Below are 23,194 nucleotides of genomic sequence, written 5' to 3'. Positions count from 1 at the left end.
AATCCTTTTGTGTAGGCTTAGACCATAGCTGCTTGATAGCGACGCGCTACTTCAGGCCAGTTGATGACGCTGTAAAACGCATTGATGTATTCAGGCCGTCGGTTCTGGTAACGCAGGTAATAGGCGTGCTCCCACACATCCAGGCCCAAAATCGGCGTGTTACCGCTCATCAGCGGGCTGTCCTGATTGCCACTGCTCTCCACCACCAGGGTGTTGTGCGGGGTGACGCTCAACCAGGCCCAACCGCTGCCGAAACGCGTCAATGCCGCTTTGGTAAACGCGTCTTTGAAAGCCTCCAGTCCACCGAGTTGCTCATCAATTGCCTTGGCCAAGGCACCTTCGGGCTTGCCACCGCCTTTAGGGCTCATCACCTCCCAAAACAATGAGTGGTTGGCATGCCCGCCGCCCTGATTAATCACCGCTGCGCGCAGCTTTTCGGGCAACTGATGCACGCCGGCCACCAGTTTTTCGACGGGCCACTGTGCCCACTCGGTGCCCTCGACTGCCGCATTCAAGTTGTTGATATAGGTCTGATGATGCTTGGTGTAGTGGATCTCCATGGTTTGCGCATCGATATGTGGCTCAAGCGCGTCGTAGGCGTAAGGCAAGGCAGGCAAGGTGTACGTCATATCAATGGACTCCTGGAATGTGACCACTGGTTGTGGAGAGTGCGCGACTGGATTGGGCAGCCGTATTTTTGAGCAAGAGATCAGAGCGCGGGTATTCGCCGTGTTCACTGATGAAATTCAACAGCTCCACATAGGTTTTACTGCTGTGACGTAACGCGGCTTCACGCAGTTCGGGCTTGAATCGCAGGTTCTGCATGGTGTGTAACAAGCGTTGATGAATCGAACACAGGTACTCGACGCTTTCTTCCGGCTGATTGAGGCGTAAATGCAAGTCCGCCAGGTTGTGATGTGAAATCACGCAGGCTGCCACTGCTTCGTCGGCATCACTCCAGCGCTCGAACAACACTTGAGCCAGCGCCAGCGCCTGCAAATAGTGCTCTCGCGCATCAACCAGCTCGCCCTCAGCGAAACAGCGATTGGCTCTTTCGATCGTGCGTTTCCAGTGTTCCATGTGCGCCTCCAAAACAGTGTCAGGGGGATTAAACGCCGCCAGCCGTCAGCTTTTCGGGGTCCAGCAGCGCTTCAAGCTGGCTGCGCGGCAGGTCCGTAAACTCAAGGGCGACGTCAATCACCGGACGACCTTGCTTGTAAGCGGTCTTGGCGATTTCAGCGGCCTTTTGGTAACCAATGATCGGGTTGAGCGCCGTCACCAGAATCGGGTTCCGCGACAGCGCTTCTTTGAGTTTGGCTTCGTTGACCTTGAAACTGGCAATCGCCTTGTCAGCCAGCAACCGGCTGACGTTTGCCAGCAGCTCGATGCTGCTCAGCAGGTTCTGAGCAATCACGGGCAACATCACGTTGAGCTCAAAGTTGCCCGATTGCCCCGCCACCGTGATCACCGTGTCGTTACCGATCACCTGAGCCGCAACCATCGCCGTCGCCTCCGGGATGACCGGATTGACCTTGCCCGGCATGATCGAAGAGCCAGGCTGCAAGGCTTGCAGTTCAATTTCGCCCAGACCGGCCAGCGGGCCAGAGTTCATCCAGCGCAAGTCGTTGGCAATTTTCATCAGCGACACGGCTGTTGCTTTGAGCTGGCCCGAAACCGACACCGCTGTGTCTTGGGAGCCGATCAGCGCGAACAGATCCTTGCCCGGCGTGAATTCAAGCTGCGTCAACGCACTGAGTTGCTGGCTGAACAGCCCGGCGAATTTGGGATGCGCGTTAATGCCGGTGCCCACGGCCGTACCGCCCTGAGCCAGCGATTGCAGCGCAGGTTGCAGATTATGCAAATGCTCAATATTGGCCTTGAGCTGCTGCGCCCAGCCGTTGAGTACCTGACTCATGCGCACCGGCATCGCATCCATCAAGTGCGTACGGCCGGTTTTGACGTACATATGTACCTGCTCGGCCTTGCGCTCGATCACCTGCACCAGATGCGTCAGCGCTGGCAGCAGTTGTTCATGCAAGCCCAATGCTGCACTGACGTGAATGGTAGTGGGAATGATGTCGTTGCTGCTTTGGCCGCAGTTGACGTGATCGTTGGGGTTGACCGCTTCACCCAGCACCTGCGTGGCCAGGGTGGCAATCACTTCGTTGGCATTCATGTTGGAACTGGTGCCCGAGCCGGTCTGGAAAATATCCACCGGAAAGTGCTCCATGTAATCGCCTTCAAGCAGAATTTGCGTGGATTGAACGATGGCTTTGCCCTGTGCTTCGCTGATTTGCCCCAACTCCACGTTGGCCTTGGCCGCTGCGGCTTTCGCCAAAATCAATGCACGAATGAATTGCGCAGGCATGCGCTGATGGCTGACGGGAAAGTTGTTCACCGCACGCTGGGTTTGGGCACCGTACAGCGCCGTCTCAGGCACGTGCAACTCGCCCATGCTGTCACGTTCGATACGGGTATTAGTCATCGGGAAATCCTTGCACCAGTTCGATTAAAGAAATTGACGGTTCGAGTTCACAGGTTGCCAATTGCCAGGCAAAGCTTTGCCAGCGCTTGAGTCGGCACCCGCACAGAGATTGCGTTTCGAGGTCGCGCAGCGGTCGCCACGCATGGTCCAGACACACATTGCGCCAATGCCAGGGCAACGCAGTGTCGGCAGCGGTATCCAGCAAAAGCCGGAACGAGGTCACGGCAATCGTCCAGGGGGAGGTTGACGTACAGCAGGCCAGATAACGGCCTTCTGCTAAATAGTGCTCAATCAGGCGCGGCTCGTCGGGCGCCAGCCCGCAACGGATCTGGCGGCTCATCCAGCGCCAGCTTTCCAGATAAGGCCCTTCATGCAAGGCAGCACTCATGACTCTGGCTCACTCGATAATGAGATTCATTATTAAGCGATATTGATTATCAAAACAACCCCGACCAAAGCGCTCGTTTAAAGCGCCCAGGGCTAAAGAGTGCGATCAATGACCTCATTCAAGGCTAAAGAAAGGGCAGCGTTTTGTGTTTAACCAGAGACTCTGGCCAAATCAAGCTTCGGTGCCGGTCTGAGCGCTTCGGGAAATATATTGATCCAGCAGCTTTCTGGCCTCCTCACGGTTTCAGAACTCAAGGCATCAGATAATTGAAAGGCATCACTCACAGAGAAACACTCACACATGCTCAAGTAGCCCATTGCCCCGGCCATAGGCGCGAATCAGGGACGATAAATACAAAAGCAGTGTTGTACCGGGTGAACGTCGAAACCTATCTACAGATATAGGCACGGTAACGGTGGGAGTGCTGGCATCAACGCCAGGGCTTTAGCGGGGTTATGTCCTGGCGCATTACGCGTGGAACGGCGCGCCAGGACAGTTCACTGCAAAAAAATTAACTGCCCGCTACCATCATTCGCTCAATGAGTACCGAACCCGTACGAATGTTGCTACGCAGTTCCAGATCATTGCCCACGGCGACTATCTGCTTGAACATGTCGCGCATGTTGCCTGCAATAGTGACCTCCTGAACCGGGAACTGGATCTCGCCGTTCTCGACCCAGAAACCCGCCGCACCACGGGAGTAGTCGCCGGTGACCATGTTCAAACCGCTGCCCATCAGCTCAGTCACAAACAGCCCGCGCCCCATGCGGCGGATCAATGCGGCCTGATCTTCATCGCCGTGGGTCACGAACAGGTTGTGCACCCCGCCCGCATTCGCCGTGCTTGGCATACCCAGCTTGCGGCCGGAATAAGTGCTGAGGATGTAGGACACCAACTCGCCGTCTTTGATAAACGGTTTGGCGAAGGTGGCCAAACCGTCGTTGTCAAAGGACGAACTGCCCATCGCGCGCATCAGGTGTGGACGCTCATCCAGGGTCAACCACTCAGGGAAGATCTGCTGCCCCATCGCATCGAGCAGAAACGATGATTTGCGGTACAGGTTGCCACCCGAAATGGCGCCCAGAAAGCTGCCGAACAAACCGCCCGCCAGCTCAGCGCTAAACAGCACCGGCACTTCACAGGTGGGCACCGGGCGAGAGCCCAGACGACGTGCCGCACGCTCTGCCGCGCGCTGGCCTATAAGGGCCGCCTCCATCAGTAACTCACCCTGACAGTTAACGTCGTACCAGTAATCGCGCTGCATCTGGCCATCACCTTCGGCGATCATCACGCAGCTCAGGCTGTGCCGGGTAGACGCCGAGCCGCCGATAAAGCCGTTGCTGTTGCCGTAGACGCGACAGCCCTGGTGAGTGCTCAAGGAGGTGCCGTCAGCGTTTTTGATGCGGCTGTCGGCCTCGAATGCAGCGGCTTCGCAGGCCAGGGCTTTTTCGATGGCCTGCTCCGGCGTGATGTCCCATGTGTGGAACACATCGAAATCTTTAAGCTCACGGGCCATCAGGCTTGGGTCTGCCAGGCCAGAGCTTTCATCTTCTGAGGTGTGCTTGGCAATCGCCAGCGCGGCTGCAACGGTTTCACGAATAGCATCGGGACCGGTGGCCGAGGTGCTGGCCGAGCCTTTGCGCTGGCCCACGTAAAGGGTGATACCAAACCCCTGGTCGCGGTTGAACTCGACGGTTTCGACCTCGCGCTGGCGCACCGAGGTCGACAGGCCCTGCTCCACTGACACCGCCACTTCACAGGCGCTAGCGCCTTGGCGCTTGGCTTCGGCGATGATTTGCTCGACCTGCGCTTGCAGTGCCGGCAAGGCCTGCGGGCCGACGCTTTCTACTGCACTCATGGTTTTCTCCACTCAAATTCTGTTTTCGGTAGGGCCGCCGAGCGACCGGGCCGGACAAGCGGCCCCCGACTGGTTATCATGGCGGCGTTTCTTTGCGGACTGCCACCATGGTTGATTCTTACGACGACGCCTTCGACGGCGAAAAAAGCAAATCGCAGGTCAAACGCGAGCTTCATGCTCTGGTTGATCTGGGCGAGCGCCTCACAACGCTCAAGCCTGACTTGCTGAACAAAATGCCTTTGACCGACGCCCTGCGCCGGGCCCTGGCAGATGCTCCAAAACACACGGCCAATATTGCGCGCAAGCGGCACATGATGTTCATCGGCAAGCTGATGCGCGATCAACCGATTGACGAAATCATGGCCTTGCTGGAACAGGTTGACGCCTCTTCCCGTCAGTACAACGAACGTTTCCACGGCCTCGAGCGCTGGCGTGATCGCCTGATCGAAGGCGATGACGACGTACTGGAAAAGTTTGTTACCGAGTTCCCTGAAGCCGATCGCCAGCAAATGCGTTCGATCGTGCGCCAGGCCAAACACGAACTGGCTCACAACAAGGCACCGGCTTCGAGCCGCAAATTGTTCAAGTACATTCGTGGGTTGGACGAGACTCAACGCGGCTTGCGTTAAACCTCGTACATGGCCGGGTTGCCCTGCAACCCGGCCAATCCCCCTCAACCGCCTGTACCGCCTACTGTAATCGCGTCAATCTTCAAGGTGGGCTGCCCCACGCCAACCGGCACCGACTGACCATCCTTGCCACATGTACCTACGCCGCTGTCCAGCGACAGGTCATTACCCACCATCGACACTTTGCTCATCGCTTCCGGGCCGTTGCCAATCAGGGTTGCACCTTTGACCGGACGGGTGATTTTGCCGTCTTCGATCAAATACGCTTCGCTGGTGGAAAACACGAACTTGCCACTGGTGATGTCGACCTGCCCGCCACCAAGGTTGGCGCAGTAAATGCCCTTCTTCACCGAGGCAATGATCTCAGCCGGGTCGCTTTCGCCACCCAACATGTAGGTGTTGGTCATGCGTGGCATCGGCAGATGAGCGTATGACTCACGACGACCGTTACCGGTGCGCGCCACACCCATCAGGCGGGCATTGAGCTTGTCTTGCATATAGCCTTTGAGCACGCCGTTTTCGATCAGGGTGGTGCACTCGGTCGGAGTGCCCTCATCGTCCACGCTCAGCGAACCACGACGACCGGCCAGGGTGCCATCATCGACGATGGTGCACAGCTTGGAGGCGACCCTTTCACCCATGCGGCCACTGTAGGCCGAACTGCCCTTGCGGTTGAAATCACCTTCCAGACCGTGGCCCACAGCTTCGTGCAGCAACACGCCAGACCAACCCGAGCCCAAGACCACGGGCAGGGTACCGGCTGGCGCCGGCACCGCTTCAAGGTTGACCAATGCCTGACGCAACGCCTCACGGGCATAGCCCATCGCACGGTCGTCACTCAGAAAATAACGGTAGTCGGTACGCCCGCCGCCGCCATGCCCGCCCCGCTCGCGGCGGCCATTTTGCTCAACGATCACGCTGACATTGAAGCGCACCAGAGGCCGCACGTCAGCGGCCAACCCACCATCAGTGGACGCCACCAGAATGCGCTCCCACACCCCGGCCATGCTCACCGTCACTTGCTGGATACGCGGATCTAGCGCACGGGTGGCGGCATCAACACGCTTGAGCAGCTCGACCTTTTCGGCGCGGCTGATGACTTCCAGCGGGTTGTCTGGCGCGTACAGTTGCGCCACGTCTTGCGTGGTGAAGGCTTGCACGGTGCCGTTTTGACCGGCGCGCGAGATCGAGCGGGCAGCACGGGCGGCCAACCCCAACGCCTCAAGGGTGATGGCGTTGCTGTAGGCAAAACCGGTTTTCTCACCCGACTGAGCCCGCACCCCTACGCCTTGGTCCAGGTTAAAACTGCCTTCTTTGACGATGCCGTCTTCAAGGGCCCAGGATTCAGAAATCTGGCCCTGAAAGTACAGGTCGGCGGCATCGATGCCCGGCCCGGCCAGGTCGCCCAATACGCTTTGCAGGCTTTCAATGGTGACACCACCCGGTGCCAACAGATGTTCGCTGACTGAGGTCAACAACTCGCTCATAGTTACTCCGTCTTGACCCCTGCTTCAGCCGCTGTGAGGGCTGAACGCACGGGCCTGAATTAGCCTTGCGTGGCAGGTCGCTGGGCGCCCTGCGAAAAAAATCGCCGGTGGTCAGTCACCGGCATGCGTGCCCTGATGGCCGCTTGTTCAACACTGTCGCGTTCGGCGATCAGCACCCCTTCGCCCTGTGCCTGCTCAGCCAGCACTCGCCCCCAGGGGTCGATGATGGCGGCGTGGCCGAAGGTCTCACGCGGCCCCGGATGCACACCACCCTGAGCGGCCGCCAACACGTAACATTGGGTTTCAATGGCCCGGGCACGGATCAGAATCTCCCAGTGCGCCGCCCCCGTGACGGCAGTAAACGCTGACGGTGCGCTGATCAACTCTGCGCCCGCAGCGCGTAACTCGCTGTACAACTCCGCAAAGCGCAGGTCATAACACACGCTCAAACCCAATTTACCCACCGGCGTGTCCGCCACCACCACGCGCTCACCTTGAGCATAGTCATCGGATTCACGGTAGCGCCCACGATTGTCAGACACGTCAACGTCAAACAAGTGCAGCTTGTCGTAACGCGCCACCTGCTCGCCGTCGGCATTGATCAACAGGGAACAGGCGTTGGCCTTGGCATCCGGTTGACCCGCAGGGGGCAATGGCAACGTGCCTGCAACTACCCATAACGTGAGGTCGCGGGTGACCTGTTTCAACCATGGCAGGATTGGACCTTCGCCCAATGCCTCGGCACGGCCCAAGGCGGCGACATCACGGCGGCCCATCGCGGCGAAGTTTTCCGGAAGTACGGCCAGTCGCGCCCCACCCTCGGCCGCTTTTTCAAGCAAACCACGCGCCTGTGCCAAATTGGCCAGCACATCGCTCTGGCTGACCATTTGAATGACTGCTAGCGACATGACGTGTTCCTCAATAGCCCGCCATTATTTCTTTTCGAATGGCTTGTCGAACGTGATTTTCGGGTCTTGCCACGGCCCTTTGATGCTGTATTGCACGCTGGCAAAACGCGACACCTGATCACCAATCAGCTTGTTGATCAAGAACAGCGCCCCGCCCACTGCTGGAGCACCGACCAGCAATGCCGCTATCGGCAAGTTATTGGTCACGGGCAAAGTGACCAGCAGCCTGGCGTCGACCTGATCGGTGACCATGTTCAAGGTGCCACTCAACTCAAGGTTGCTCGACGGGCCGGTCATGGTGATGGGTTTATTTGCGCTGTACACCCCGCGATTAGCCTGCAACAAGCCTTTGACCCGGTCATAACTCAAGCCTTTGCCGAACAGGTCGGAGAAGTCCAGACGCAAACGCCGGCCAATGGAGTTGAAGTTCAGCAGGCCAAAAATACGCAGGACCTGGGCACTGCCATCAACTTCGACAAACTGGCCTTTGTTCAATGACGCATCCAGTGTGCCACTGAAGCGTTTGAGGCCAATCCACGCCGGTGAACCTGGCCACTTACCCTCTACGTCCAGGCGGAAATTATCGCTGGTCACACTGGGCGCAAAGCCCCAGTTCTTCAATACGTCCGCCAGATTACGGCCGCCCAGACGGCCCTTGTACCAACTGTTGCTGGCGCCGGCAAAACCTTCCCAGCCGCCCGACCCCTCTAGCAGCAAGCCTTTGAGCCCCAAGTTGAGGTTGTTGAGCAAAATGCCACGGCTGGTGGGGCGTATGTTGAGCGACCAGGCGCCAATCAGGTCCGGCCCCTGATAGAGCTGGCGAATGATGATGTCCAGCGCAGGAATGTTGCGCGGGTCAACCGACGCCAACGGATCAGGCGCGTTGTCGTCCGCCGCAGCCTTGGGATCAGCAGCGGGCAAGCGCACGATTTGCATCGTGATGGTGATTGGGGCGTTTTTCGCGTCCGGCAACGTGGCCGAGCCAACCGCTTGTTTGCTGTCGATTTTCAGCCCCCAGGACGCGGGGTAACGATTCATCTGCAAGCGGACCTGATCGAGTTGCGTGCCCATCGCCGTCAATTTGCCAATCTTGAAATCGGCGCTGCTGAGCAGTTGCTGCGCGCTGCCCCCTGCATCCTTGCCCGCGTAACGCTCGACCAATGCCTGCCAAGGTGCAACATCCAGCTCAGACAACACGCCGCGCACACGCAGGCCCTTGGTGGTGGGTAACGTGGCCGCGCCTGCGCCGAGGAACAATTCACCGCGCCCGGCCTCAAGCTTGCCGTCCGGGGCGGCTAAGGTCAGGCTCGCCAGGTTGGCGTAATCAAACCAGTAGCGCTTCTCGGCGCCCTGCAAGGTCATGCGAAACACGCTGTCGCGGCTTTCATTGGCCGCCAGCCCAAACGGTGCCGGCAGATCAATCACCGCACCTTTAAGGCTGGAGTTGACACGTAACTGACTGTCGGCGCCGTCCAGCGTCAATTGCAGCTGGTAAGGCAAATCGCCTGAGACCGGGATCGGCTGATTGAATTTCAGCCAGTCCGTGAGTTTCTTGACCCCGACCTGACCCTTAGCCACCACCCGGGTGCTGATCCTGCCGGGCCTGCCATCGGCAAAAATCTGCGCGTTGATCGGCCGGTCAAACGCGCGGGCCGTGATGCTTTTGCCGCTTAATCCTTTTGCACTGTCAAAGCGGAAGTCGCCTTTGAGCTGTGTCAGCTCGAACTCGGGCTCGCTGATTTTCAAGCGTGCTTTTTCGGTTTTGAAATCCACCACGATTTTAGGTTCTACGCTGTGCTCCAGCGGGATATCGAGGTCTACCCGACCATTGAGGGAGCCTTCACCCTGCCAGCCGGCGAAGGTTTCAGCCGTGCCAATCGGCGCGTCTTGAAGGATCTTCAACCCATCACCCAGACCGCCCGCAAAGTTGCCCTGCAATAACAGATGGCTGACTTTACCGCTCGGCACATGGGGGATGCTCACCGCAACGTCGCGCACCTGGGTGTCGAGTAACTGCCCCTTGCTGGCCATGATTCGCACACCGCTGTCTTCGATAAACACATCGCCAGACACATTGCGCACATGGGGCCAGCCCGGCTGAAAGTCCAACTCTGCGCCACGCACCTTGAAGAACAGGCTGATATTGCGAGCCGCCGCGACAGCGTCATGGCTCAGCGAGCCTTGGTACTGGAAGAATCCTTCTTCAACATCGCCCTTGATAATCGCGGTACTGAGCCATTCGGTCAGCGCCGGACTCAAGACTTCTGGCAGATATTTGGGGGTAAAGCGGCCATCGCCATCGGTCAGACCGACCCGCAAGTCCATGTAGTCTTCCTGGGCGTGGTCCATGTGGATACGGATCAGGAAATCGGCAGCGATCTTGCCCTCCTCGCCCAACACCTTGATATAAGGCGCGATCAGGGTGAAGGTGTCTTTGCTCAGCGTCCACGTCAGCAAGGCATTGGCCTGCTGGTACTGCCACGGCTTGGCGAAAATCGGATCCAGATGCAGCATGAAGTCCTTGCTGTCCAGACGCAGTTCGCCTTTACCCAGATCACCACTGATCAAACCGCTGACATTGCGCGCAGCAGGCGCGCCGTGGGTGGCGTTAAAACCGACCTGTTGCAGGTTGGCGGCGAAGCTGAGCTTTTGATCGTCTGTGGCTTGCGGGCGAAAGTCGGCCAGCACATTGCGCAGCGTACCCGTGACGTTGAGCTGGTCGATGACGCTGGCCACACTGTCGGACCAGGGTGCGAGCGAGTCCAGCAGGGGCGTAATCGGTGTCAGGTTCAGGTGGTCGGCCTGAAAATGCCAACGTTGCGGGTCGGTATCGGTGGCCTTGAATTGCTGCACCTGCGCCCGCGTCTCCCAGCGCAGGTCGCCAATACTCATCGCCAGCGAGTCCAGCACCACGTTCACGCCTTGATCACCCCGTTCAAGCCAGGCATGCAGGGCGACATTTTCCAGGGTGCTCGGTTTGCGCTGTGCATAAGCGCCGCGAAACTTCGGTGCATTGAGACGCGCCGTCGCGCTTTGTACGGTGCCGTTGCCCCAGTTGAACCAAAGTTCACCGCCAGCCTTTAACTCGGTAATGTTCCAGCCTTGGGTGAGGTTGGAGGGTAACCACTTGGCCCAGTCGCTTTGCGGCAGGCTGACATAGGCTTGCGCTGCGCCATCGCGCCAGCGGCTGGCTTGAATCTGGCTTTTGACACTCAACGCAACCGGCTGACCATCAGGCAACGTCAAGCGCGCATCAAGGCGCTGATCAGACGCGCCGACATCAAGGCTCAGGCCAACATAGGTCAGGGTCATCGGTGCGGCTTTATACGGCTCAAGTGTGAGCTGGCTGTCGAGCACCGACAAACGCTCGACCCGTTGCAACTGATTCAGTAACTGCTCGGGGTCCAACGGCTTGTCATCCTGGACCGGCAAACCTTCGAGGGTCCAGTGACCGTCTTTGTCCTGACGCGCACTCAGTTGCAAGCCATCGAGCTGCACGTGGCCGATGCGCACTTCACGGGCCAGCACGCTGCCCCATATATCGGGCACCACTTGTACTTCGTCCAGGCGCAAGGCGCTGTTGCCTTCACCCACCATCACATCATGCGCCAGCAGCACCGGCGCCATGCCGCTCCAGCGGCCTTCAAGACGGCCAATGCTCAGCGGCATGCCCAAGGCTTCACGCGCCTTGCTCTGCACTTCGGCGCGATATTCAGCAATCAGTGGCGTGAGTTCGCGTCCCAGGCTGACGTACAACGCCGTCAGCACCAGCAGCAACGCACAAAGACTTAATCCCCAGCGGGTCAGCGCGGCAAAAAAGCGTGTCAGACGCTCCATGTCAGGTGGCCCCTTCAGTAATGATCGAAGGGGCTGGATTCAGCCCCTTTGGTATATCCGTAAAGTGCGTGATGCTTCAGAGCAGCACCACGTCGTATTGTTCCTGGGAGTACATGGTTTCTACTTGAAAACGAATCGTACGCCCGATAAAGCCTTCCAGCTCTGCCACATTGCCCGACTCTTCATCAAGCAAGCGGTCTACCACGCGCTGACTGGCTAACACGCGATACCCTTCGGCTTGATACGCACGCGCCTCACGCAAGATTTCGCGGAAGATTTCGTAACAGATGGTCTCTGGGGTCTTCAACTTGCCACGCCCCTGACAGCACACGCACGGCTCGCACAGCACTTGCTCAAGACTTTCGCGGGTGCGCTTGCGGGTCATTTGCACCAGTCCCAACTCGGTAATCCCGATGATGTTGGTTTTGGCGTGGTCGCGTTCGAGCTGTTTTTCGAGGGTGCGCAGCACTTGGCGCTGATGCTCTTCGTCTTCCATGTCGATGAAGTCGATGATGATGATGCCGCCCAGATTACGCAGGCGCAGCTGGCGCGCGATGGCGGTGGCCGCTTCGAGGTTGGTCTTGAAGATGGTCTCTTCAAGATTGCGATGCCCTACGAACGCGCCGGTGTTGACGTCAATGGTGGTCATGGCCTCGGCCGGGTCCACCACCAGATAACCGCCGGACTTGAGCGGCACCTTGCGATCGAGGGCTTTCTGGATTTCACCTTCTACGCCATACAAGTCAAAAATCGGCCGCTCGCCGGGGTAATGCTCCAGACGATCCGCGATTTCCGGCATCAGTTCGGCCACAAACTGCGTGGTTTTCTGGAAGGTTTCGCGTGAGTCGATGCGGATTTTTTCGATCTTGGGGCTGACCAGATCGCGCAGTGTGCGCAAGGCCAGGCCCAGGTCTTCATAGATAACGGTCGGCGCACCCACGGTTTTGATTTGTGCGCCGATCTGGTCCCACAGGCGACGCAGATAACGAATGTCCATCAGGATTTCATCCGCCCCGGCACCTTCGGCCGCCGTACGCAGGATAAAACCACCGGCTTCCTTGATGCCTTCCTGAGCCACGCAGTCGCTGACCACCTGCTTGAGGCGCTCACGCTCGGCTTCGTCTTCGATCTTCAGGGAAATACCGACATGCGCGGTGCGCGGCATGTACACCAAATAACGCGAAGGGATCGACAACTGCGTGGTCAGGCGCGCGCCCTTGGAGGCAATCGGGTCTTTGGTGACTTGCACCACCAGGCTCTGACCCTCATGGACCAAGGCGCTGATGCTTTCAACGGCCTGGCCTTCACGCAGGGAGATTTCGGAGGCGTGGATAAAGGCTGCGCGGTCCAGGCCGATATCAACAAAGGCGGCCTGCATGCCGGGTAATACGCGAACGATCTTGCCTTTATAGATGTTGCCAACGATGCCTCGGCGCTGGGTGCGCTCGACATGCACCTCTTGCAAAACACCGTTCTCTACCACCGCCACGCGCGATTCCATCGGCGTGATGTTGATCAGGATCTCTTCACTCATGGCTGGGTCTCGTTCAGGCGTCATCACATTAGTGCCACGTCTCGTAGGTGCGGTATTTAACGCACGGTAAGGTTTTGCCAACAGGGTATGCCGAAATGCGCCAGCACTTCTGCGGTTTCGCACACAGGCAAGCCGACGACAGCCGAATAACTGCCATGCAGCCCGGACACAAACACCGCAGCCAAGCCTTGAATAGCGTAGCCACCGGCTTTGTCCTGAGGTTCACCACTGGCCCAGTACCGCGCAGCTTCTTGTGTGCTGATGTGTCTGAAATGAACCGTGCTGCGTACAACGCGCGTCTCACACCGCTCAGCGTCCAACACGGCAACGGCGGTCAACACCTCATGCTCACGACCCGATAACGCCATGAGCATAGCCAAGGCATCGGCCTCGTCGACGGGTTTACCCAGAATTTTCCCGTCCAGCACCACGGCGGTATCGGCGCCCAGCACGCAAAAGGCGGCGTCAGGGACAGATGTGCGCAAATGCTCACGCCCGGCGCGTGCTTTTTCACACGCAAGGCGCTCGACATAGGCCGCTGGGGATTCATGGGCAAGAGGGGTTTCATCAATGCCAGCACTGACGGTGCTGAAAGGCACGCCGATTTGAGTCAGTAACTCGCGTCGGCGGGGTGAGCCTGAAGCCAGATAAAGCGAAGTCATCACGACATCTCCCTGTCAATGTGCACAAACCAGGAAATGGCTCGCGATCCGGTCAATTAATTTTGAAGCGTCGGGTCAATCCACGTAGTCCATAACTGACCCAGGGCCACAGCAACGCGCTGACCAAGGCTGGCAGCACCAGCGCCAGCGTGGGCTGGCGGTTGCCGGTCAAGGCACTGAGCCACAACTGCGCCAACTGCGCCAGGCCGAAGATCACCAGCAACACCAGGCTTTGCTGCCACATCGGGAACATGCGCAACCGCTGTTGCAGGGACAGCACCAAGAATGTGATGAGGGTCAGAATCAACGCGTTCTGCCCCAGCAACGTGCCGTACAGCACGTCTTCGGTCAGGCCCAGACACCATGCGGTGACCATGCCCACCTTGTGCGGCATGTACAGCGCCCAAAAAGCCAGTAGCAAGGCCAGCCACAGCGGGCGAAAGACTTCCATGAACTGCGGCATCGGCGAAACGCTGAGCAGCAGGCCAATGGCAAACGTCAGCCAGATCATCCAGCCATTGTGCGAACGGATACCCGCCATTATTGCCTCTCCCGAGTGGTGGCCGGCGCAGCGGCTGGCGGCGTGGCGGCGGCAGGGGTTACAACTGGAGCCGGTTTTTTAACCGCGCCGCTCGCGGGCGTTGGCGCCGCCGGCTGGGTGGCCGTAGGCACTGGTGTCGCGGTTGGGGCAACAGCAGGCACAGCAACCGGTTTGGGGACGGTGGCGGGAATGATGGGTAGCGGCTCGCCGTTTTTCTCGGCTTCTTGCGCTTGAGCCGCGTCATTGGCCCGCTCTTCAGGGCTGCGGCTGTCACTGAACACCAACAACAGATAGCGGCTGCGGTTCAACGCCGCCGTCGGCACCGCACGCACGATGGCAAACGGCTGACCGGAGTCGTGAATCACTTCCTTGACGGTTGCCACCGGGTAACCGGCCGGGAATCGCTGGCCCAGACCCGAACTGACCAGCAGATCGCCTTCTTTGATGTCGGCGGTGTCTGCCACATGGCGCAACTCCAGACGCTCGGGGTTGCCCGTGCCGCTGGCAATTGCACGTAAGCCATTGCGGTTGACCTGCACGGGAATGCTGTGGGTGGTGTCTGTCAGCAACAGTACTCGCGAGGTGTAGGGCATCAACTCGACCACTTGCCCCATCAGCCCACGCGCATCGAGCACTGGCTGACCGAGCACCACCCCGTCGCGCTCACCCTTGTTGATGATGATGCGATGGGTAAAGGGGTTAGGGTCCATGCCAATCAACTCGGCCACTTCAACCTTTTCGTTGACCAGTGCCGAGGAGTTCAACAACTCGCGCAGGCGAACGTTCTGCTCGGTCAAGGCGGCCAGTTTTTGCATGCGGCCTTGCAGCAGAAGGTTTTCGGTTTTTAGTTTCTCGTTTTCCGCGACCAGTTCCGTACGGCTGCCAAACTGACTCGCGACACCCTGAAACAGGCGCTGCGGCAAGTCGGTAATCCAGTAGGTCTGCATCAGCACCAGTGACATTTGACTGCGCACCGGCTTGAGCAACGTGAAACGGGCATCGACCACCATCAGTGCGACCGATAGCACGACCAACACCAATAGGCGTACGCCCAAAGAGGGGCCTTTGGAAAAGAGCGGTTTAATAAGCCGCTCCTCCGGGGCAAGTGTTCAATGTATTCATACGGCTTCAAGCGGCCTGGATGAAGATTGACAAAAGATAAACGCCAAAAGGCAGCACTGCAAAGTGCTACCTTCTGGTGATAACCATCGAACTGCGACCACCGATCTTATTCGCTGGAGAGCAGGTCCATCGTGTGTTTATCCATCATTTCCAGCGCACGACCACCGCCACGCGCAACACAGGTCAACGGGTCTTCGGCAACAATTACCGGCAGACCGGTTTCCTGCGCCAGCAACTTGTCGAGGTCACGCAGCAAGGCGCCACCACCGGTCAGCACCAGACCGCGCTCGGCGATGTCTGAAGCCAGCTCTGGCGGGGACTGCTCCAGCGCGCTCTTCACGGCCTGAACGATGGTGGCCAGCGACTCTTGCAGCGCCTCCAGCACTTCATTGGAGTTCAGGGTGAAAGCACGAGGTACGCCCTCAGCCAGGTTACGGCCGCGTACGTCAACCTCACGCACTTCTCCGCCCGGATAGGCTGTGCCGATTTCCTGCTTGATGCGCTCAGCCGTCGATTCACCGATCAGGCTGCCGTAGTTACGGCGCACGTAGGTAATGATCGCTTCGTCGAAGCGGTCGCCGCCAACCCGTACGGACTCGGCGTAAACCACGCCGTTCAGGGAGATCAGCGCGATTTCAGTGGTACCACCACCGATATCGACGACCATCGAACCGCGCGCTTCCTCTACCGGCAAGCCGGCACCGATGGCGGCGGCCATTGGCTCTTCAATCAGGAAGACTTCACGGGCGCCGGCACCCAGTGCCGACTCACGAATGGCGCGACGCTCAACCTGAGTCGATTTGCACGGTACGCAAATCAGTACCCGAGGGCTGGGTTGCAGAAAGCTGTTTTCGTGAACCTTGTTGATAAAGTACTGCAGCATTTTTTCGCACACGCTGAAATCGGCAATAACGCCGTCTTTCATCGGACGAATGGCTGCAATGTTGCCCGGTGTACGGCCCAGCATGCGCTTGGCCTCGGTGCCGACGGCAACGACACTTTTCTGGTTACCGTGTGTCCGAATAGCCACAACCGATGGCTCATTCAGGACAATACCGCGCTCGCGCACGTAAATAAGGGTGTTGGCAGTGCCCAGGTCGATGGAAAGATCGCTGGAAAACATGCCACGCAGTTTCTTGAACATGGGAAAGGGACCCTAGGCAACGCGTGGGTAAAAAAGTGCGGCAAACTCTAACAACGACAGGGATTTTGGGCAAGGCGCCAATATGTTAAATTGGCCGCTTTTCCGAGCACCAGCCCCCACAATCGCGGCCATATGACCGTAGAAATGCGGTAGTGTTCCGACAATCTAACACACGGATAGCATCCGTCTTGTTTTCCACTGGAGAATCCCATGGCGCTTGAACGCTCCGACGTGGAAAAAATCGCTCATTTGGCCCGCCTGGGTTTGAATGATGCCGATCTGCCACGCACCACCGAAGCCCTTAATAGCATTCTGGGGCTGATTGACCAGATGCAGGCTGTCGACACCACCGGTATCGAGCCGCTGGCCCACCCACTGGAAGCCAGCCAGCGCCTGCGTGCAGACGTCGTGACTGAAACCAATCATCGCGAGGCTTACCAGGCCATCGCGCCAGCGGTCGAGAACGGCCTCTATCTGGTTCCCAAGGTCATCGAGTAAAAGGAAGAGCCTGCATGCATCAATTGACTCTGGCCGAGATCGCCCGCGGACTCGCCGATAAAAAGTTTTCGTCTGAAGAGCTGACCAAAACCCTGCTGGCGCGTATCGCCCAGCTCGATCCTCAGCTCAACAGCTTCATCACCCTCACCGAAGACCTCGCTGTAGAGCAGGCCAAGGCCGCCGACGCACGTCGCGCCAACGGTGAAACCGGCGCCCTGCTGGGTGCGCCAATTGGTCACAAGGACTTGTTCTGCACCTTGGGTGTACGCACCAGCTGCGGCTCCAGGATGCTCGACAACTTCAAGGCCCCGTACGATGCCACCGTGGTGTCGAAACTGGCCGCTGCGGGCGCGGTGAGCCTGGGCAAGACCAACATGGACGAGTTCGCGATGGGCTCGGCCAACGAGTCGAGCTACTACGGCCCGGTCAAAAACCCGTGGAACCTTGATCACGTCCCCGGCGGTTCGTCGGGTGGCTCGGCCGCAGCCGTTGCCGCTCGTCTGTTACCGGCTGCCACTGGCACCGACACCGGCGGCTCGATTCGCCAGCCCGCCGCACTGACCAACCTCACGGGCCTGAAACCGACCTACGGTCGTGTGTCGCGCTGGGGCATGATTGCTTACGCGTCCAGCCTCGATCAGGGTGGCCCGCTTGCGCGCACCGCCGAAGACTGCGCCATCCTGCTGCAAGGCATGGCCGGTTTCGACCCGCAAGACTCCACCAGCATCGACGAACCCGTGCCGGACTACAGCGCCAACCTCAATGGTTCGCTGCAAGGCCTGCGCATCGGCGTGCCAAAAGAGTTCTTCAGCGAAGGCCTCGATCCACGCATCGCCGAGTTGATCCACACCAGCATCAAAGAACTTGAAAAACTCGGTGCCGTGATAAAGCCCATCAGCCTGCCCAACATGCAGCACGCGATTCCTGCGTACTACGTGATCGCGCCGGCAGAAGCTTCCTCCAACCTGTCGCGTTTTGACGGTGTGCGCTTCGGTCATCGCTGCGAAGACCCCAAAGACCTCACCGACCTGTACAAGCGCTCGCGCGCCGAAGGTTTTGGCCCGGAAGTACAACGCCGGATTCTGGTCGGTGCCTACGCACTGTCAGCGGGTTACTACGATGCGTATTACCTGCAGGCGCAAAAAATCCGTCGCCTGATCAAAAACGACTTCATGACGGCGTTCAATGAAGTCGACATCATCCTCGGCCCAACCACGCCTAACCCGGCCTGGAAAATCGGCGCTAAAAACAGCGACCCGGTTTCTGCCTATCTGGAAGACGTGTACACCATCACCGCCAACCTCGCGGGCCTGCCGGGCCTGTCGATGCCAGCCGGTTTTGTCGATGGCCTGCCTGTAGGCGTGCAACTGCTGGCTCCGTACTTCCAGGAAGGTCGCCTGCTCAACGTTGCTCACCAGTATCAGCTCAACACTGACTGGCACACGCGCTCACCTGCCGGCTTCTGAGGAGAAACATATGCAATGGGAAGTTGTGATCGGGCTGGAAATTCACTCCCAGCTCGCCACCCAATCGAAAATTTTCTCCGGTAGCGCCACCACCTTTGGCTCGGAGCCGAACACTCAGGCCAGCCTGGTTGACCTGGGCATGCCGGGCGTGTTGCCGGTGCTCAACGAAGAAGCCGTGCGCATGGCCGTGATGTTCGGCCTGGCCGTTGATGCCGAGATCGTTCAGCACAACGTCTTTGCGCGCAAAAACTACTTCTACCCGGACCTGCCCAAGGGTTATCAGATCAGCCAGATGGAGTTGCCGATTGTCGGCAAGGGCCACCTGGACATCACCCTTGAAGACGGCACGGTCAAACGCGTCGGCATTACCCGCGCACATTTGGAAGAAGACGCAGGCAAAAGCCTGCACGAAGATTTCAGCGGCGCCACCGGCATCGACCTGAACCGTGCGGGCACGCCGTTGCTGGAAATCGTCTCCGAGCCGGACATGCGCAGCGCCAAAGAAGCCGTGGCCTACGTAAAAGCCATGCACGCCCTCGTGCGCTACCTGGGCATTTGCGACGGCAACATGGCCGAAGGTTCGCTGCGTTGCGACTGCAACGTGTCGATTCGCAGATTTGGTGAGGCTGAATTCGGCACCCGCTGCGAGATCAAGAACGTCAACTCGTTCCGCTTCATCGAAAAAGCGATCAACAGCGAAGTTCAGCGCCAGATCGAACTGATCGAAGACGGCGGCAAGGTCATTCAACAGACCCGTCTGTACGACCCGAACAAAGACGAAACCCGCGCCATGCGCAGCAAAGAGGAAGCCAACGACTACCGTTACTTCCCCGACCCGGACCTGCTGCCCGTCGTCATCGAAGACACGTTCATCGAAGACGTGCGCGCGACCCTGCCCGAACTGCCACCGCAAAAGCGCGAGCGTTTCCAGTCACAGTTCGGCCTGTCCGCCTACGACGCCAGCGTGCTGGCTTCGAGCCGCGAGCAAGCGGACTACTTTGAAAAAGTGGTCAGCATCAGCGGCGACGCCAAGCTGGCGGCCAACTGGGTCATGGTTGAGCTGGGCAGCCTGCTCAACAAGCAGGGCCTGGACATCGACCAGTCACCCGTCACCGCCGAGCAACTGGGCGGCATGTTGCAGCGCATCAAGGACAACACCATTTCCGGCAAAATTGCCAAAGTGGTGCTTGAAGCCATGGCCAATGGCGAAGGCAGCGCTGACGAGGTCATCGAAAAACGCGGCCTCAAGCAGGTAACTGACAGCGGCGCGATTGAAAAAGTGCTGGATGAAGTGCTGGCCGCCAACGCCGAGCAAGTTGAGCAGTACCGTGCGGCTGACGAAGCCAAGCGCGGCAAAATGTTCGGCTTCTTTGTCGGGCAGGCAATGAAAGCGTCCAAAGGTAAAGCCAACCCGCAACAGGTCAACGAACTGCTCAAAAGCAAGCTCGAAGGCTAGGTTTCAGGCGAACCCCGTAGCCGCTGCCTGCGGCTACGGGGCGTTTTTCTGAGTTCTATAAGGATCCCCCATGAAGCGGCTACTCGGCGCTTGCGCCTTGCTCAGCTTGCTCGCCGGCTGCGCCAGCCACGACATAGACCCACGCGGCTATGACAAAATCGGCGTCGCCTCTTATTACGGCGCTCGTCACCACGGTAAACGTACCGCCAGTGGCGAACCCTTCGACCAGCACGCCCTCAGCGCCGCCCATCGCCAACTGGCCTTCGGCAGCCGGGTTTTGGTCACCAATCTAAGTAACAACCAGAGCGTTGTGGTGCGCATCAATGATCGCGGCCCGCACACCCGTGGGCGCCTGATCGATCTTTCGCGCCAAGCGGCCCAACAGTTGGGTATGCTGCGCAGCGGCACCGCAAAAGTCCGCATTCAGGGCTTGAGCGACTAAATCAGGGAGCGGCTGCAATCTTGGGCTTGAACGCGTTATCGACATGGAACCTGCTGCAATTGCTGTGCGGCCTCGGGCTGCTAATCGCAGGTGCCGAGCTGTTGGTGCGCTGCGCGGTGAGCATGGCTGCAAAAATGAAAGTTCGCCCCTTGCTGATCGGCTTGACCGTGGTCGCACTCGGCAGCAGCGCGCCGCAAATGACCGTCAGCCTGCAAGCGGCCTTCAATGACACTTCAGACATTGCCGTCGGCAGCGTGATCGGTAGCAACATCTTTAACGTTCTGGTCACCCTCGGGTTGTCTGCCCTGATCATCCCGCTGCGCGTATCCCGCCAGTTGGTGCGCCTCGATATTCCGCTGATGATCCTCGCCAGCGCACTGGTCTACGGGCTGGCCTTGAGCAAGGATCTCGACCGACTGGACGGCGTTGTGTTGCTCTGTGCCCTGGCGGTCTATCTGGGCATGCTGCTGCGCCAGTCACGCCACAGCAGCCACCATCACGCCAGCCACGACCAGCCGCAACACACGTGGCCACGCAATGTACTGATGATGTTCTGCGCCTTGCTCCTGCTCGGCCTGGCCGGTCATCTTTTGCTGACTGCCGCCGTCGACGTCGCGACCCAGCTGGGGCTGTCGGAACGCATCATCGGTCTGACCATCATTGCGGTGAGCACCTCACTGCCCGAGCTGGCCACCTCGCTGATCGCCGCTTTTCGCGGTCAACGTGAGATTGCAGTGGGCAACGTGATCGGCAGCAACGTCTTCAACCTGCTCGGCGTGCTGGGTTTCACCGCTTTGCTGGCACCCGCGCCGCTGTCCGTCTCGCCCAATGCCCTGGCGTTCGACCTGCCGGTGATGCTGGGGGTTGCCGTACTGTGCCTGCCCGTGTTCTACACCGGCTACCGCGTGACACGGGTTGAGGGGCTGCTGTTTCTGGGGTTGTATCTGGCGTATGGCCTGCACGTAGTGTCGTTTACCACCGGCATGCCACTGGCCGGCAAGCTCGAACACCTGATGCTGTTTTACCTCTTGCCGGCACTGTTGGTGTTTCTGCTGCTCAGCACCCTGCGCGCCTGGCGTCGACAACACTGAGGGGCCGTGCGAGGCGCACTGCATACCGTAACGTGCGCAGGGTTTTGCACGCCACAGGCTTAAATCCAGCCACCCCACTGCAACACAAAGATCCCGATATTGGTGGTGATGGCGGCCATCAGGGTGGTGATCACGATAATCGCGGCGGCCAGTTCGTGATTGCCATTGGCGGCGCGGGCCATCACAAAACTGGCCGCGGCGGTCGGGCTGGCGAAGTACAGAAACAGCGTACCCAGTTCCGGCCCACGAAAGCCGCACAACCATGCGCCCAACGTGGTGATGATTGGCAAGCTGATCATTTTGACCAGACTCGCACTGAGGGCCAGATCGCCACTTTTGCGTAAGGCGGCCAATGACAAGGTGCCGCCGATGCAAATCAACGCCAGTGGCAACGTCATCGCCGCCAGGTATTCGCCGCTGGCTTGCAGCCAATTGGGCAGCGCAATCTTGAACGCTGCAAACGGCACCGCGGCCAGCACGCTGATAATCAACGGGTTTTTGAACACACTTTTGCAGATGCTCCACGGATCGGACTTGATCACCGGGCTGTACACCGCCAGTACGATGGTCGACAACGTGTTGTAAAGCAGGATGACCAGCGCCGCGAGCACAGCCCCCAAAGAGATGCCGTAGTCGCCGTACATGCTGGCAGCCAGTGCCAGGCCAATGACCGCGTTGTTACCGCGAAACGCGCCTTGGGTATAGATGCCACGGTCTTCACGCGGGCAGCGCCAGATCGACCATGTCCACGCCAGTGAAAAGCTGAGCAAGGTGGCCGCGGTAAAGTACCCCAGGACTTTAGGCTGTAATGCGGTGTTCAAATCCGCATGCAAAATACCCAGAAACAACAACGCCGGCATGGTGACGTTAAACACCAGAGCCGACGCAGTGTGGATAAAACTGTCGTTGATCCAGCCAACGCGCTTAAGCACGACGCCCAGAAACAACATGGCAAATACTGGAGCGGTGATGGTGAGCGTCTGAAGGAAAATAGCCAGCATGCCAAGCAATTCCGATTGCAATCGTTAGGCGGCTAATCTTATGTCAGCCACTGAACCACTGCCTAGCCACTGAACACGCGCTGTCGTCGCTGCCGACGGCCGCGATTTGTGGCGCCCGGTTCAAGGGGCTCGCCGCTTGCGACAGCAACGACAGGCAATGATCAATCAAACTGTGCACACATCCAGCGGTGGTACTCGGCCACGCCGGGATCACCTTCACGCGGTGCCCAATGGGCCAGTTCGCCCTCACCCACAGGCCGATACGGCCCTGCTTTGCATTCGAACATCAAACTGTCGGCTTCAAGCACCACCAAACCATGAAACACCCCCGGCGGCAGGTCGACCCCAAGGCATTCGCCTCCCGCCACCAGCACCCGTTTGTCGAGCAACTGACCGTCCTGATCAAATATCAGCACGCCCAACTTACCCTTGAGCACCAACAAGGTTTCAGCCTTGTCACTGCTCAAGTGCCGGTGCGGCGGCACGTAGGTGTCCGGTTGCAGCCCCACCACCATGCGATGGCACGGCTCCTCCATCTGATGCAGGTTGTGGTGCTGACGACCACGGGGGTTACCGGCCGCTTTCTCAGCCAGTTCGTTAAACAACGTTTGATCGAGAAAGCTTGGGGTAATCATGGTTTCAACG

The 23,194-nt window shown here is 58.9% G+C and carries 21 protein-coding genes; 6 read left to right on the top strand and 15 right to left on the bottom strand.

Going from position 1 to position 23,194, the window contains the following annotated elements:
• Nucleotides 1–17: 17 nt before the first annotated feature.
• From TU86_RS04710 to pmbA, 5 genes are all read right to left on the bottom strand, one after another.
• Complete coding sequence (locus TU86_RS04710) at nucleotides 18–629, bottom strand: superoxide dismutase (protein WP_048363148.1); 612 nt, start codon at nucleotides 627–629, stop codon at nucleotides 18–20.
• A gap of 1 nt (nucleotide 630) precedes the next feature.
• Nucleotides 631–1,080, bottom strand: a complete 450-nt coding sequence (locus TU86_RS04705) for a hypothetical protein (RefSeq protein ID WP_048363147.1) — start codon at nucleotides 1,078–1,080, stop codon at nucleotides 631–633.
• Between the two features lie 28 nt (nucleotides 1,081–1,108).
• Entirely contained in the window at nucleotides 1,109–2,485 is a 1,377-nt protein-coding gene (locus tag TU86_RS04700) for a class II fumarate hydratase (RefSeq protein ID WP_048363146.1), read from the bottom strand.
• Entirely contained in the window at nucleotides 2,478–2,873 is a 396-nt protein-coding gene (locus tag TU86_RS04695; RefSeq protein WP_048363145.1) for a hypothetical protein, read from the bottom strand. The genes TU86_RS04700 and TU86_RS04695 overlap by 8 nt, the downstream gene beginning before the upstream one ends.
• A 511-nt stretch (nucleotides 2,874–3,384) precedes the next feature.
• The gene (gene pmbA / locus TU86_RS04690) at nucleotides 3,385–4,731 is read right to left on the bottom strand and encodes a metalloprotease PmbA (RefSeq protein ID WP_048363144.1); all 1,347 of its coding nucleotides are present in this window, start codon (nucleotides 4,729–4,731) and stop codon (nucleotides 3,385–3,387) included.
• Between the two features lie 107 nt (nucleotides 4,732–4,838).
• On the opposite strand from pmbA, the gene yjgA reads away from it, so the two are divergent.
• The gene (gene yjgA / locus TU86_RS04685) at nucleotides 4,839–5,360 is read left to right on the top strand and encodes a ribosome biogenesis factor YjgA (protein WP_048363143.1); all 522 of its coding nucleotides are present in this window, start codon (nucleotides 4,839–4,841) and stop codon (nucleotides 5,358–5,360) included.
• Nucleotides 5,361–5,404: 44 nt separating this feature from the next.
• Here the strand turns inward: yjgA and tldD are convergent, their stop codons facing one another.
• From tldD to mreB, 8 genes are all read right to left on the bottom strand, one after another.
• Entirely contained in the window at nucleotides 5,405–6,847 is a 1,443-nt protein-coding gene (gene tldD / locus TU86_RS04680) for a metalloprotease TldD (protein ID WP_048363142.1), read from the bottom strand.
• Between the two features lie 59 nt (nucleotides 6,848–6,906).
• Complete coding sequence (locus TU86_RS04675; RefSeq protein ID WP_048363141.1) at nucleotides 6,907–7,755, bottom strand: carbon-nitrogen hydrolase family protein; 849 nt, start codon at nucleotides 7,753–7,755, stop codon at nucleotides 6,907–6,909.
• Between the two features lie 24 nt (nucleotides 7,756–7,779).
• A complete protein-coding gene (locus TU86_RS04670; protein WP_048363140.1) occupies nucleotides 7,780–11,592 on the bottom strand; it encodes a YhdP family protein in 3,813 nt (1,270 codons plus the stop codon).
• A 76-nt stretch (nucleotides 11,593–11,668) separates the two neighbouring features.
• The gene (gene rng / locus TU86_RS04665) at nucleotides 11,669–13,126 is read right to left on the bottom strand and encodes a ribonuclease G (protein WP_048363139.1); all 1,458 of its coding nucleotides are present in this window, start codon (nucleotides 13,124–13,126) and stop codon (nucleotides 11,669–11,671) included.
• 56 nt (nucleotides 13,127–13,182) lie between these two features.
• Nucleotides 13,183–13,788: a Maf family protein gene (locus TU86_RS04660; RefSeq protein ID WP_048363138.1), complete on the bottom strand. Its 606-nt coding sequence runs from the start codon at nucleotides 13,786–13,788 to the stop codon at nucleotides 13,183–13,185.
• 52 nt (nucleotides 13,789–13,840) lie between these two features.
• Nucleotides 13,841–14,329: a rod shape-determining protein MreD gene (gene mreD / locus TU86_RS04655; protein ID WP_048363137.1), complete on the bottom strand. Its 489-nt coding sequence runs from the start codon at nucleotides 14,327–14,329 to the stop codon at nucleotides 13,841–13,843.
• Nucleotides 14,329–15,414, bottom strand: coding sequence for a rod shape-determining protein MreC (gene mreC, locus TU86_RS04650; protein ID WP_082152862.1), 1,086 nt, complete (start codon nucleotides 15,412–15,414; stop codon nucleotides 14,329–14,331). Before mreC ends, mreD begins: the two co-directional genes overlap by 1 nt.
• A gap of 143 nt (nucleotides 15,415–15,557) precedes the next feature.
• Entirely contained in the window at nucleotides 15,558–16,595 is a 1,038-nt protein-coding gene (mreB, locus tag TU86_RS04645) for a rod shape-determining protein MreB (RefSeq protein ID WP_002555108.1), read from the bottom strand.
• Nucleotides 16,596–16,805: 210 nt separating this feature from the next.
• Here mreB and gatC point away from each other — a divergent pair, with 210 nt between their 5' ends.
• The 5 genes from gatC (at nucleotide 16,806) to TU86_RS04620 (ending at nucleotide 21,548) form a co-directional block, all read left to right on the top strand.
• Nucleotides 16,806–17,093 (top strand): Asp-tRNA(Asn)/Glu-tRNA(Gln) amidotransferase subunit GatC, encoded by a 288-nt coding sequence (gatC, locus tag TU86_RS04640; protein ID WP_048363135.1) that lies wholly within the window; start codon nucleotides 16,806–16,808, stop codon nucleotides 17,091–17,093.
• 14 nt (nucleotides 17,094–17,107) lie between these two features.
• Nucleotides 17,108–18,559 carry an Asp-tRNA(Asn)/Glu-tRNA(Gln) amidotransferase subunit GatA gene (gene gatA, locus TU86_RS04635; protein WP_048363134.1) on the top strand — a complete coding sequence of 484 codons (1,452 nt, stop codon included), beginning with the start codon at nucleotides 17,108–17,110 and terminating at the stop codon, nucleotides 18,557–18,559.
• Nucleotides 18,560–18,569: 10 nt separating this feature from the next.
• Entirely contained in the window at nucleotides 18,570–20,015 is a 1,446-nt protein-coding gene (gene gatB / locus TU86_RS04630; RefSeq protein WP_048363133.1) for an Asp-tRNA(Asn)/Glu-tRNA(Gln) amidotransferase subunit GatB, read from the top strand.
• A 70-nt stretch (nucleotides 20,016–20,085) separates the two neighbouring features.
• Complete coding sequence (locus tag TU86_RS04625; protein WP_048363132.1) at nucleotides 20,086–20,457, top strand: septal ring lytic transglycosylase RlpA family protein; 372 nt, start codon at nucleotides 20,086–20,088, stop codon at nucleotides 20,455–20,457.
• A 50-nt stretch (nucleotides 20,458–20,507) separates the two neighbouring features.
• The gene (locus tag TU86_RS04620) at nucleotides 20,508–21,548 is read left to right on the top strand and encodes a calcium/sodium antiporter (RefSeq protein WP_048363678.1); all 1,041 of its coding nucleotides are present in this window, start codon (nucleotides 20,508–20,510) and stop codon (nucleotides 21,546–21,548) included.
• 59 nt (nucleotides 21,549–21,607) lie between these two features.
• Here the strand turns inward: TU86_RS04620 and TU86_RS04615 are convergent, their stop codons facing one another.
• Both TU86_RS04615 and TU86_RS04610 read right to left on the bottom strand, forming a co-directional pair.
• Entirely contained in the window at nucleotides 21,608–22,549 is a 942-nt protein-coding gene (locus TU86_RS04615; RefSeq protein WP_048363131.1) for an AEC family transporter, read from the bottom strand.
• Nucleotides 22,550–22,710: 161 nt separating this feature from the next.
• Nucleotides 22,711–23,184, bottom strand: a complete 474-nt coding sequence (locus TU86_RS04610; RefSeq protein ID WP_048363130.1) for a WbuC family cupin fold metalloprotein — start codon at nucleotides 23,182–23,184, stop codon at nucleotides 22,711–22,713.
• Nucleotides 23,185–23,194 lie beyond the last annotated feature (10 nt).

This window comes from Pseudomonas weihenstephanensis, from assembly GCF_001043055.1.
Taxonomy (GTDB): domain Bacteria; phylum Pseudomonadota; class Gammaproteobacteria; order Pseudomonadales; family Pseudomonadaceae; genus Aquipseudomonas; species Aquipseudomonas weihenstephanensis.
This window is presented reverse-complemented; position numbering and strand designations above follow the sequence as displayed.